This window comes from Microcoleus sp. C2D2 (assembly GCF_036702495.1).
Classification (GTDB): Bacteria; Cyanobacteriota; Cyanobacteriia; order Cyanobacteriales; family Microcoleaceae; genus Microcoleus.
In genome coordinates this window covers 1-12,310 of sequence record NZ_JAUBTO010000065.1, presented here as the reverse complement: position 1 = coordinate 12,310, position 12,310 = coordinate 1, and the positions used below count along the sequence as shown (strand labels likewise).

Annotated in this window: 10 protein-coding genes and 1 pseudogene; 3 read left to right on the top strand and 8 right to left on the bottom strand. The window is 46.8% G+C overall.

All coding sequences use genetic code 11. From position 1 onward, the window contains the following. Positions 1-14 precede the first annotated feature (14 nt). Positions 15-2,348 (top strand): polysaccharide biosynthesis tyrosine autokinase, encoded by a 2,334-nt coding sequence (locus QUB61_RS20700; protein WP_333129997.1) that lies wholly within the window; start codon positions 15-17, stop codon positions 2,346-2,348. A gap of 321 nt (positions 2,349-2,669) precedes the next feature. Continuing rightward, positions 2,670-3,035 (top strand): response regulator transcription factor, encoded by a 366-nt coding sequence (locus tag QUB61_RS20695; RefSeq protein WP_039886668.1) that lies wholly within the window; start codon positions 2,670-2,672, stop codon positions 3,033-3,035. A gap of 66 nt (positions 3,036-3,101) precedes the next feature. On the opposite strand, the gene QUB61_RS20690 is transcribed toward QUB61_RS20695, so the two are convergent. Then, on the bottom strand, positions 3,102-3,599 hold the full coding sequence (locus tag QUB61_RS20690; protein ID WP_332960709.1) for a hypothetical protein: 498 nt from the start codon (positions 3,597-3,599) through the stop codon (positions 3,102-3,104). A gap of 62 nt (positions 3,600-3,661) precedes the next feature. Further along, positions 3,662-4,871, bottom strand: a pseudogene (locus tag QUB61_RS20685) (RNA-guided endonuclease InsQ/TnpB family protein). A 76-nt stretch (positions 4,872-4,947) separates the two neighbouring features. On the opposite strand from QUB61_RS20685, the gene QUB61_RS20680 reads away from it, so the two are divergent. Further along, a complete protein-coding gene (locus QUB61_RS20680; RefSeq protein ID WP_333129995.1) occupies positions 4,948-5,244 on the top strand; it encodes a hypothetical protein in 297 nt (98 codons plus the stop codon). A gap of 9 nt (positions 5,245-5,253) precedes the next feature. Here QUB61_RS20680 and QUB61_RS20675 read toward each other — a convergent pair whose 3' ends face one another. The 6 genes from QUB61_RS20675 to QUB61_RS20650 all read right to left on the bottom strand — a co-directional run bounded on the left by QUB61_RS20675 (position 5,254) and on the right by QUB61_RS20650 (position 12,230). Continuing rightward, positions 5,254-8,172: a response regulator gene (locus QUB61_RS20675; protein WP_333129993.1), complete on the bottom strand. Its 2,919-nt coding sequence runs from the start codon at positions 8,170-8,172 to the stop codon at positions 5,254-5,256. 206 nt (positions 8,173-8,378) lie between these two features. Beyond that, on the bottom strand, positions 8,379-8,714 hold the full coding sequence (locus QUB61_RS20670) for a zinc ribbon domain-containing protein (protein WP_333129991.1): 336 nt from the start codon (positions 8,712-8,714) through the stop codon (positions 8,379-8,381). Positions 8,715-8,773: 59 nt separating this feature from the next. Further along, positions 8,774-9,340, bottom strand: a complete 567-nt coding sequence (locus tag QUB61_RS20665; RefSeq protein WP_333130081.1) for a transposase — start codon at positions 9,338-9,340, stop codon at positions 8,774-8,776. A gap of 372 nt (positions 9,341-9,712) precedes the next feature. Next, complete coding sequence (locus tag QUB61_RS20660) at positions 9,713-11,188, bottom strand: ATP-binding protein (RefSeq protein ID WP_333129989.1); 1,476 nt, start codon at positions 11,186-11,188, stop codon at positions 9,713-9,715. Between the two features lie 177 nt (positions 11,189-11,365). Beyond that, complete coding sequence (locus tag QUB61_RS20655; protein ID WP_333129987.1) at positions 11,366-11,827, bottom strand: response regulator; 462 nt, start codon at positions 11,825-11,827, stop codon at positions 11,366-11,368. Continuing rightward, on the bottom strand, positions 11,790-12,230 hold the full coding sequence (locus tag QUB61_RS20650; protein WP_333130079.1) for an ATP-binding protein: 441 nt from the start codon (positions 12,228-12,230) through the stop codon (positions 11,790-11,792). Before QUB61_RS20650 ends, QUB61_RS20655 begins: the two co-directional genes overlap by 38 nt. Between the last annotated feature and the right edge of the window lie 80 nt (positions 12,231-12,310).

The following is a 12,310-nucleotide window of genomic DNA, read 5'->3' as shown; positions in this document are numbered from 1 at the left end:
TACCTAGGCTGAATATGGATAGCAGACAAGATTACCAACCCTTCACACCTAAATCAAACGGCAAACTGCCGGAGTTCTCAACAGAGAACTACAGAGATAACTTGGTCGAGGAGACAGAGGAAGAAAAGCTAGACTTGTCCTGGCTGTTAGGCGTCCTGCGCCGCCGCTTCCTGGTGATGGCAGCAGTCACCATTGCTTTGAGCGCCCTCGCAGGAACAGCGCTCCTCATCTCTTCTAAAAAGATAACGCTCGAGTATGAAGGCTCATTTTCTCTGTTAGTAGAACCAGCCACGGTTGAAGGTTTGCTATCCAAACAATTAGACAACACCGTCGCTGCCGACTTAGCAAAAATTAATATAGAAGGAATTAGCTTAGTAGACTACGAAACCCAAATTAGAATTTTGCGCAGCCCCAAAATGATGCAGCCAGTGATTCAGGAATTGCGAGCTTGGTATCCCAACATGAACTATAGCGAACTGAGCTCAAAAATGTCGATCAACCGCCTCAGCTACGCAAAAGATGGCAAACAGCAAGGCACAAAAATTTTAGAAGTTCGCTACAAAGATTCAGACCCCAAAAAAATTTACGGCGTATTGGAAAAAATTTCTAAAGCTTATCTAGAGTACAGCTTGCAGCAACGGCTGATGGGCATTAATCAAGGCATTAATTTTATAGATCTGGAGATGCCCAAGCTCCGAGAAAGAGTGGAAGTTCTGCAACTGCAAGTCCAAAGACTGCGGCAGCAGAGCAACTTATTTGAACCCGATCTAGAGGGAAAATCTCTGTCTGAACAAGTTCAAGGCATTCGGGGCAGGCAAGTAGAAATCCGAGTACAGCTAAAAGGGATGCGCAACCTCTACCAAAGCTATGAAAATTTACTCAACGAAAATAATCCCCAGGGGGTACTGATGACCCAAGGACAAGCTTACGGCGGACTCTTAGGTCAAATTCAGAAAATAGACTCGGATTTGTCAATAAAATTAGCTCAGTACAGAGAAGACAGTTTGCCAATTTTAGCACTGCGAAAAACTCGGGAAGAACTGATTTTAACCGCCACTCAACAAGCAAGAGAAGTGGTGATGGGAAATTTGGAGACCCAAATCAAAGAATTAGAAGCGCGCGATCGCGAAATGACTGCTGTGCAAAATGCTCTCAACCAAAAAATTAGAAATTTTTCAGTGACAACCAGACAATACGACAATTTACAGCGGGAACTGCAAGTAGTTACTAAGAGTTTTTCGGACTTCTTGGCAAAACGAGAAGCCTTGCGGATCGATGCAGCTCAGCAGCAAATACCCTGGGTGCTGATCAATCCTCCGGAAATTCCGCTAGACAAATTCGGCAGGTATATAACAGCTACCGTCAAACAAACCAAAAAACAGTTAGCGCTGGCAGTAATTTTAAGCGGTCTGCTGGGCATAGCAGTCGGCTTGCTCGTAGAGGTACTAAATACTGTTTTCCACACTCCAGAATCACTGAGAATAGCCACAAGATTGCCGATACTAGGGGTGATTCCGTTTACCAAAAAAATCAAGCGCCGACCGCCCACACCGATGAAACTCACACCGGCTGGCTCGAACAAGAAAGTGGAAGTAGTCGAACCGGGCCAAGCTCGACCTACTGCTGGGAGGCTCGGGGGGCAAAGTATTTTGAGCGACTTGGACTATCAATTTTTAGAAGCATTTCGATCGCTCTACACGAACATTCACTTGCTCACTGCAGGTACGGCGATTCGATCGCTCTTAGTCAGCTCGGCCGTAGCCGGAGACGGCAAATCAACAGTAGCTTTGCACCTGGCCGCCACAGCAGCAGCAGTCGGACAGCGAGTATTGTTAGTAGATGCAGATTTGCGCTGCCCGCAACTGCACGCTAAGTTAGGACTGCCAAACCTGCGCGGTCTGGGCGATGCCATCTCCACAGACATCAGCCTCAACGATGCGATTCAGCGAGCGCCGAACCAAGACAATTTGTTCGTACTCACCGCCGGTCACATTCCCCCCGATCCGATCAAGCTTCTTTCTTCCAAAAAAATGCACTATCTGATGGAGCAATTTCAAGCATTTTTTGACTTAGTGATTTATGACACCCCGCCCCTAGCAGGATTGGCAGACTCCCACTTGATCGCAGCTCACACAGACGCTACGATCATGGTCGTGCAAATTGGGAAAACAGACCGATCGCAAGTTCGTAAAGTTTTAGAAGAATTAAAAATTTCTGGAGCTTCCGTCTTGGGAGTCGTTGCTAACGGCTGCAAAAACTCCGGTCACAGCTACAGGCAGCGCCCGGTCGTTTTAAAGACGCTCTACGACCAAAAACTATCGGCTTTAGGTACGAAAAATCCTAATTAGACAAATTTTGATGCAGGCGGCGCAGCGCCGCCGTCCTCAACCGGAAACGCACAACCAAGCTACACCCTCATTTTTTGATAAAAGTACCATTTGAGAAAGAAAATGATAGACTAACTGACAGAGCCTCGTGTGTCAACCGAGATTGCGCGGAGCTTTAATTTTGCGATAATTACTCATAAAATGATTGAGAAATGAGCAAAAGTGGGTAAACTACATCTAGCAGAGCGCAATCTCAATCAGGAAAAGACACCTTTGAAGGTGAACGTTAGTGTAAACGTTAATGTGAACGTTTCAACCCAGAAACTTGGTAGGGATTATTCTATGAGTACAGTTATGGTTGTTGATGATAGCGTCACTCTGCGGGAGATGATCGCCGACTTGCTCAAAGGTAGAGGACTCAACGTCACGGTAGCGAGTGATGGCGTAGAAGCTCTAGAGCAAATCAAGGCTAACCGCCCGGATTTAGTCGTTCTGGATATCGTGATGCCCCGGATGAACGGCTACGAAGTCTGTCGCCGGCTCAAAAGCGACCCTAAAACTCAAAATTTGCCGGTGGTAATGTGTTCGAGCAAAAGCGAAGAGTTCGATCGCTACTGGGGAATGAAACAGGGAGCCGACGCTTACATTGCCAAGCCATTTCACCCTCAGGAATTGGTCGGTACTATTAAGCAACTGCTGCGGGGTTGAGGGACAGGAATAGGGACAGGAAAAAAATTGTCTTGAGTGCTTCTTATTTCTGCTCCCGCAGCCTCTCTAAACTACTCGATTGACAATAGTCCAAACATCCCCGTCGGAGCGCACGTAGGGAACAGAAATACTCTTAAAACCAGTAATAAAAGGCTTGTAATAAACCTGCCAGTAGCTGGGACTAATTTGGTCGGCGATGGCTTTGAGTCCCTTCACTTCCGCCGCCAGTTCGGCCGCCAGTTCATTAATCCGTTCCGCGTGTCCCCTCGCTTGCGCTCTTCCTTCTTCAACTTGCTGCTCCATCGGACTGCTTCTTTGCAAGTTTACCGACTGCTGCTTTTTCTGACTCAGTTGAGCAGACAGAGCGGCGATGGCATCATCAATCCCCTTGACTTCTGCAGACACTTGTGCTGTTTCCCTCGCGTGACGGCGGTAAGCATCGGCTATCGCTTGGGGCGAATCCCCGGCGGGGGCGATAGCGGCATTGCTAAGCTGCTGGCGTTCCCGGCGCAATTCCTCAATCTGAGAGTAAATTGCCTCTATGTCTGTCTGAAGTTTGTCCACTTACATTACCGTGGTTTTTGGATATCTTAGCATATTAACCCAAACTATTGACACTCCCCGGTCTAAAGACGCGGGGATTCTACATTCATCGACAAAACTTGCTCAACCATGGTTGCCCCAAGTAGAGTAGCGGTTCCATCTCCTGTAGCGTTAATTCGGCTGTACCCCAACCTATTTTTACCTAAATTGAGAATATTTATTGCTGCATTCCTATCTCTCTGTAACTCACATCCAAAACTACATTTATGGGTGCGAGTTGACAGAGTTTTCTTAACTATTGCACCACAATCACTGCATTTTTGTGATGTGTAATGAGGTGGAACCGCAACAGCAATTCGCTACCAAATTTAACAGCAAAATATTCTAACCATTGACGGAAAGCAGCCCAAGCTACATCATTTATAGACTTGGCAAGGCAATGATTTTTTACCAGGTTCTTAACATTTAAATCTTCATAGACTACTAAGGCGTTAGCCTTGCACACGTTACGCGCCACTCTTTTTGCGTGTTCGCTCCGTTGTCTACTTACTCTTAAATGTTTTCGAGCATATCTGGCCCGTGTTTTTCGTCGCTGGCTCTTTCCTTTCTCCTTTTTATAAATCTGTTTTTGAGCGTATTTAATCGCTTTTTCTGCTTTCTTTAAAAACTGTGGATTTGGTTCGTGGTGTCCATTGGAATCAGAATAGAAATACTCTAGTCCAACGTCTAAGCCAATTTCACCGTCAGCTATTCTAGGTTCTGATTGAACTTCTATAGCCAAGCAAAATTCAACATAAAAACCATTAGTCCGTTTAAGGATTCGGACTCGTTTGAGAGATTTTACAGAATATGTATTAATCTCCTATTTTCCCAATAATTTAACTTCACAAATACCTTTTTTGTCGGTAAAAGTGATACGCCGTTTTGTTGGATGAAGTGACCAGCCGCTAGTTTTATATTCCACGCTCGCGGTTATTTTTCTGGAACCTCGGAAAGCCTTTTCTTCCTTGTTTTTGGGATTGACAATTACTGTAAAATCTATCAATATCTATCCAGGCTCTTTCAGTGGCAGACTGACACGCCATTGAATTGAGTTATTCTACAAACTTAAATTATTTTCGCAATGCTGCCCTTGTAATTATTCAAAGCTATCTTATTGAGCTTGGCTTCTTTGGGCGCATCCATCCAATAGCGTATAGCCTTGTTTCTGATGAACTGAATAGTTCTAATAGCTTCATTAATAGCTAATTCTTGCTTTTGGCTAACTACTGCTTTGTACTCTAATACCAGCATTGCATTATCACCTCCTTGGTAATTGCTCCTGTTAACTGCTATAGTAACATGATTGTATAGCCATTGTCAGGCATTAATGAAGTACAAAAGATCAAATATTAGGCTAACTAAAAAGCGTTACAATCAGTTACTCTTATTGTCTGCTCAATCAGATAGAACTATTAGCAGTCTCGTGGATGAATGGATAGATTCTTTGCCTGAACCACAAAAAGAAAAATTCACGGCAGGGTTTACCCTGCGGAGTGGCTTTCATCCCTGGGCTGAAGCCACAGGGATGAAAGCCTACTTTCTTATAAAGAAAGCAGTTTCTTTCGCGACGCACAATTGCCAATTGGCAATTACCAATTACCAATTCCCCATTACCGATTATTAATTGAGTTTTTTAAGTTGTTAGCTCTTGCTCCCTCAACTTGACTATAGTCTCTACCAAGACATCGGCTTGCACAGGTTTAGACAGATGCCGATCGAAACCCGCAGCAAAAGCACGATCGCGGTCTTCATCCCTAGCATAAGCCGTCAGAGCGATCGCCCCAAATTTCCCTCCGTGGGTGTTCAAAGAGCGCAGCCTTCGTAGCAGCGAATAGCCATCTTCCTCCGGCATCCCGATATCGCTGACCAAAACATCCGGCCCAAACTGCTGGGCCAGCTCAAACGCCTCAGCAGCAGACGATGCAGCCCTGACAGCGGCCCCGGAATCTGCCAAGACAAACCTCATAAATTCCCGCGAATCAACCTCGTCATCAACCAGCAAAATTTTAACTCCCAGTAAATTACCAGCGCCAGCCAAAACTTGCTCTTCCTCGCCCGCCATCGAATTTACCTGCATCGAAGGGAGACGGAATGTAAAAGTCGATCCCATATCCAGTCCCGGACTCTGGGCCCAAACCGTGCCGCCGTGGAGTTCCACCAACTGCCGGACGATCGCCAGCCCCAGCCCCAAACCGTTATAATTGCGAGTAATCGTAGCATCGGCTTGCCGGAAAGACTCAAACACGTAAGGCAAAAAATTCGCAGCCACCCCAATTCCGGTGTCGGTAACAGACAGCTCAATCTCCGAATCAACTCTCGAAAGCCGGATTTCAACTCGCCCCCCGCGCGGCGTAAACTTAATCGCATTTGTCAGCAAATTCCAAATCACTTGCTGCAAGCGGCCGGGGTCTCCTGATACCCAAAATCTCGGATTTAACTGATATTCACGATTGCCAGAAACCTCCCCGGGTTCGTTCAAGCCAGCAGTTTCCCAGCCCAAATCTATAATTGCAAACCGCAAATCGATCGACTTAGCATCGGCGGCCAACCGCACCGCATTCACCGCTCCTTCCACCAGAGAAATTATATTTACCGCACAAGGATTCAAAGTCAACTTGCCGCGAATAATTCTAGAAATATCGAGCAAATCATCAATCAATTGAGTTTGCAATTTAGCATTTCGCTCAATAGTGGACAAAGCCCGCTCAGTAGCAGCCGGATTCAATCTGCGGTGGCGCAGCACTTGCGCCCAGCCCAAAATGGCGTTTAAGGGCGATCGCAGCTCGTGAGAAAGAGTTGCCAAAAACTCATCTTTCATGCGATTTGCCTGCTGAGATTCCTCGTAAAGTCGGGCATTGTCGATCGCCCCCGACACCGCCTGAGCCAACTGCATTAAAATAGTTTCATCATCTTCGGCGAACTCCCCCTCGTACTTGTCCGACAACTGAATCAATCCCAGATTTCTGCCGTCCCGAGCCGTTAGCGGTACGGCCAGCGGGCCCCGCATCGGCCGGTGCTTGCCCGCAGCCTCGGCGAACCCCTGCGAGCCCGGGTGAGCTTCTAAATCGCTTTGAGTCATCCGCATCGCCTGTTGCTGCTGGCACACTTCCTGGTAAATGCCCGTACCGTCTGGTTCTTGGCAGTAATCTTGCCACGCGGCGTATTTTTCTGACATGGAAAACTTGCTAATTCCCGCATCCCAGTGGGTGGAAGGGTCGAGGTTGACCGCTACCTGGTGGACTTCGAGAATTTGGCGGGCGCTATCTGCTGCTAACTGAAGTATTTCTCCCACCGACAGTGTGGAGTTGATGGCAACTGACGCGGAGGTTAACTTTTGCAGGCGGCGCAAATACGACTGCTGGCGCGCCAACGCCCGCGACCGGTCGTATTCTAACTGTTTGCGGTCCGTAATGTCGATCGCCACGCCGAACAGCCGAAGGGGTTTACCCGATGCGTCAAAAACCATCCGCCCTTTGTCGTGAAGCCAAATCACTGACCCGTCGGGTCGCAGTTTGCGGTATTCCGACTCGTAAACTCCCGTGCCCGTGAGTGCGGCATCCAAATCTGCCAAAAACCTTTCGCGGTCTTCTGGATGCACTGCATTCTTTTTTTGCTCAAAAGTACCGCAGGTGCTATCTGGGCCCAAACCCATCTGTGTTTCGGCATTGGACGAACGGCGGACTTCCCCCGATGCCACATCCCAGGTAAAAGCGATCGTGTTAGCTGCTTCTAGAGCAAAGCGCAAATTTTCCTCGCTTTCTTGCACCCGCGCTTCCGATAATTTGCGATCGGTAATATCCCAAACCACGCCGATCGATCGCACCGATTTACCCGTATCATCATCAAAAAACTTGCCCCTACTCGCGATCCAGTGCAAGCTGCCGTCGGGCCACACGACTCTAAATTCGTATTGGTATTCTATTTTGTTTTCTAAAGCAAAGGCAACAGCCCCGGCGATCGAGGCCCGGTCATCCGGGTGAATGCAGGCAAAAAACGCTTCGTAAGTTCCCCCAAAACTGCCTTTTTCCAACCCCAATAACAGTTCGTGTCCCTCGGACCAAACGACCTCGCCATTTAATAAATTCCAATCCCAAGTTCCCATTTTCGAGGCTTCGATCGCCAACCTCAGCCTTTCCTCCGAAATTGCCAACTGCGCCGACGTTTTCGCGTAGTTCTCGCGCAACTGCTTTTTTTTCAAGCTTTCGCCCACGGCCCCCGCCAGTCGCTTGAACTGCCGCCCTTTGAAGACGTAATCGCTCAAACCCGCTTTCATAGCTTCGACTGCCACTTGTTCGCTGCCGCTGTCAGTACACATAATTACCGGACAATTTGGGTAGCGGCTTTGAACTTTGTGGAGAATAGTTAATCCGTCGCTCCAGTGAAGTTGGTAGTCGGTAATTACTATGTCAAAACCCCCGGCCCTCAGGATTTGTTCGAGAGTTTGGATATCAATAACCGACTTAATTTCTAAATCGGGAAAAGTTTTCCTCAGTTCTCGATCTATCATCAGGCGATCGTTCGGGTTGTCGTCGATTAACAGAATTGACAGCATTGGGCTTTTACTTTTGGTATTGGCGCAAACATTCTTTAATCTAAGAATATGTTATGAAGCAATCTCGATAATTTGAATATTTACTTGGCTGGTTAATTAGACTGGCAAATAAGTTGATTGTATTTGCTTGTATTTTATTATATCTTACAGCTTTTGACACTCCGGGCGTCTGAAGACGCGAGGATTCTTGGATCGATCGGTCGAACTTATCTCTGTTTTGCTGCCACCAACGAGTAGAGATCGGTCTGTCCCCAAGCGTTAATTTCGGCGTGCCCCGCCGTATTTAAAGTGATTCCTGCTTGCTTCAACCCTTTAGCCAAAATATTGCGACCAGCGTTGCGATCCCGATCCAATGTCGTACCGCAACCGCAAATATGGGTGCGAGTTGAAAATGTTTTCAAGACAGTATTGCCACAGCTTGAACAGTCGAAAGAAGTGTACGCAGGTGCAACAGCAATTACTGTTCTGTCGTACTCTTGGACAAAGTATTCTAACCCGAAGAGCAAATTGTGACCGCGCTGCATCACTAATTGATTTAGCAAGCTTATGGTTTTTCACCATATTCCGCACCTGAAGATCGACCTAGGCTACAAAATCGCGCTTATTTTATTACGCCGGGCGTCGTCTTAATGGCGAAGTCTTTGCGCTGCCTGCTGACTTTCAGGTGTTTCCTTCCTAACTTCTCGATCGCTTTTCTTCGATTGCTAGAACCTTTCTTCTTTCGAGCAATCCGATCGTGCAATCTTTTCAAAGCTTTTTCACTTTTACGAAGATAGCGAGGGTTGGCAACCCTCTCACCATCGCTATCAGTATAAAAGTGGTTCAATCCCACATCTATCCCAATAGCAATACCTGTGAGAATAGGCTCCTCTTTTCGCTCCACGTTAATACAGAATTGGGCTCCGTAGCCGTCGGCACGACGCACAACTCTGATTCGTTTGAGCTCGTCAGGCGGAGAGAAATGCAAATCCATATTACCGAGCAACTTAAACTTCCCAGCAGCAAAACCGTCTTTAAATGTCAGACATCTTTTGTCGGTAGAAAGTAGCCATCCTGACGTTTTGTATTCGACCGAACGAGTGTGTTTCTTGAACTGCGGGTATCCCTTTTTTCCTGGTTTCTTGGCGAAAGCAATTAGCAAAAAAACGTTGGATAGCAAAAATGGCACGTTCGGCAGAAGCCTGACGTGCCATCGAATTAAGCTTACCTGCCCATTCAAACTCTTTTGCCATAATTGCGCATTGTTTGTACAGGTCAACTAACTTAACCCCTTGATTCTCTGTCCAATACCTAAGAGTTTTATTTCGGACAAATTGAGCCGTCCTAATCATCTCGTCAATGACTTGGTATTGCTTCGCTTTGCCTTTCAACTTAAACTCTAATGTTATCATGCAAATATCTTACCGTATTACGAAACACTATGTTTACAAAATGCGTATGTTTAATCATTCTTTACACTTTATAGAAACTAAAGCCGTCCTATAAGGACGGGGCTTTAAACCCAATTTTTCTAGTAAAATCTATTGCCGAGCTTCCTTCTTCAAAAATCGCACTTGCGCAATTTTACCCAGAAGCGGGTGCCGGTTCCCAGAGTCGATTCCAGCCCGATCGCACCGCCCATCCGATCGACTCCTTTCTTCGCTATCGCCAGCCCGATTCCCGTCCCTGGATACACTTCTTGACCGTGCAGGCGATCGAACAACCCAAAAATCCTCTCTTGAGATTTCTCTGCAATACCAATGCCGTTGTCTTCTACCCAAAGATATATATATTCCTCCTCAGCTTCTGCATAAACTCGCACCTCGGGAGCTATCCCAGGCTGCACGAACTTAATAGCATTGGAGAGCAAGTTAGCCAAGACTTGCAGCAGCGTAGAAGGATGTGCCAACACCGCAGGTAGCGGTTCGACAACCGTTATCCGAGCTTGTTTTTGGGCAATTTCGGTCTCTAGTTGCGCGATCGAGCGAGCCACAATTAAATTAAGAGAGACTGCTTTTAGCGGTAAGTTAGCTTTGCTGAGGCGGCTGTACTCTAGCAAATTTTCGATTAAAGTATTCATCAGACTTGCAGCGTCCGCAATCCGATACAAGTAATCCTGTGCGCTAGCATCCAAGTCGCTAACTTTATCTTTGAGCAACATTTCCACAAAAAACGAAATTCCCCGCACAGGAGCGCGCAAGTCGTGAGAAACTGAATAGGTAAACGATTCGAGCTGTGCGTTAACTTCTTCTAACTCAGCAGTACGCTCTCTCACCCGATCTTCCAAAGTTTCATTAAATTCGCGCAAAGCAAGTTCAGCCTGCTTGAGTTCCGTAACATCTTCAACCAATCCCTCGATCGTACTTTCACCTTCTGCGCTGTAGAGATATTGAGTAAACCGAATCCATTTTACTCGACCGTCTGCCAAAGGAAAGGTAATTTCGAGGTTTTGAGATCGAGACTCCCCTGAATCTAGCGGTTGCAAAAACAATTGCTGCCGATAGATGCCTTGGACATCTGCTAAATTGCTGGCATCAAACAAGTGCAAAAAAGCTTGATTGCTTTCCAAAAGATTTCCCTCGGAAGTCGCTCGAAAAACTCCGACATTTAAGCGTTCTAGCAGAGAATTAAGTTGATTTTCCAGTCGGGCGACTCGTTTCCAGGCGGCAACTCGGTCAAGCACTGCGCGAACCGCAACGCCAAGGCGGACGCAGTGCTTCGGCGACTTGATAATGTAGTCGTCCAATCCGGATTTCATCGCCTCTACAGCAATTTCTTCGTTGCCAGTATTCGTAAACATTACGATCGGGCATTCTGGATAAGTGGCTTTGATAGTTCTAAGCACATCTAAACCGTTCGTCCAGCGCAGTTGGTAGTCGGTAATTACTAGATGGAATCCGCCTCGTCTCAGTGCTTCCCCGAATAATCTATCGTCGCCAATTTCCGTTATTTGCAATTGCGATAATTGCCGCTCTAACTCGCGTTTGACGAGCAGCCGATCCGTTGGGTTATCATCAATTACCAGAATGTGTACCACTTTAACTATTGATAATTTGGCTCTCAGATAAAGTGCGGATCGATCGCTTATAAAAATGTTGGAGGTCGCCCCTTTAAGATGATAGAAGACGGGCTTCCTGAATAGAAACTTAATTTCCTGCTTACCAGGAAGAGTCTGGTAACGAGGAAACGAGGAAGAAAAACCGGGGAACCGCCACTACAAACCCAAAAATTCTCTAGGTTCCGGCAGTTCGGTATAGTTGAGCCAATACTCGCTAAAACTCTGCATCATTTCCAATAGAGAAGCAAACCCGATGGGTTTAACCAAATAAGAATTCACCCCTAAATCGTAAGCTCGCTTGACATCAAGTGTTTGCCTAGAAGAAGTAAGCATAACCACCGGCAGGCGTTTTAGTTCCGGGTGCTGCTTCAGCCAAACCAGAACCTCGTGACCCGATCGCCTGGGCAATTTCAAGTCTAGTAAAATTATCGCAGGTAAAGGATAGCGATCGCGATCGCTGTACTCTCCGTCACCATTTAAATAAAAAACCGCTGCATCTCCATCTCGGACAATTTGCAGCGAAGTATTAGCAAAAGTCTCATTCCGAAAAGCCCGCTGCATCAACAAAACATCAACGGGGTTATCTTCCACCAGCAAAATCGTCTGCGTTTGCCTCATGCTTCCTCAGTTCTATCCAAAATCGACTGCCTTGTCCTAATTGAGATTCCACGCCTACTTGACCGCCCATGCGATCGGCTCCTTTTTTTACAATAGCTAATCCTATACCAGTTCCGGGGTAAGACTCGATACCGTGCAGCCGTTCAAAAACCCGAAAAATGCGTTTTTGATGTTCTGGAGCAATACCGATGCCGTTGTCTTCTACCCACAGACGGATTATGGGGACTGGCAATAGGCAACTGGCAATCAGTAACTGGGAATGCTCCCACTGCCCCACTGTTCCCATTTCCAATTCTCCTGCTGTCTCTCCCTCTTGAGGCTGCTCTATTTCCTCAGCCCAGATCAGCACTTGGGGCGGTGCGCCTTCCACAAATTTTATAGCATTGGTGAGCAGATTTGCGATTACGTAAATTACCCAGCACTGACCTGAGTACAGGTACAGTGTGGGCTTTCAATAGCCCTGAAATGATCTTGCACATTGCA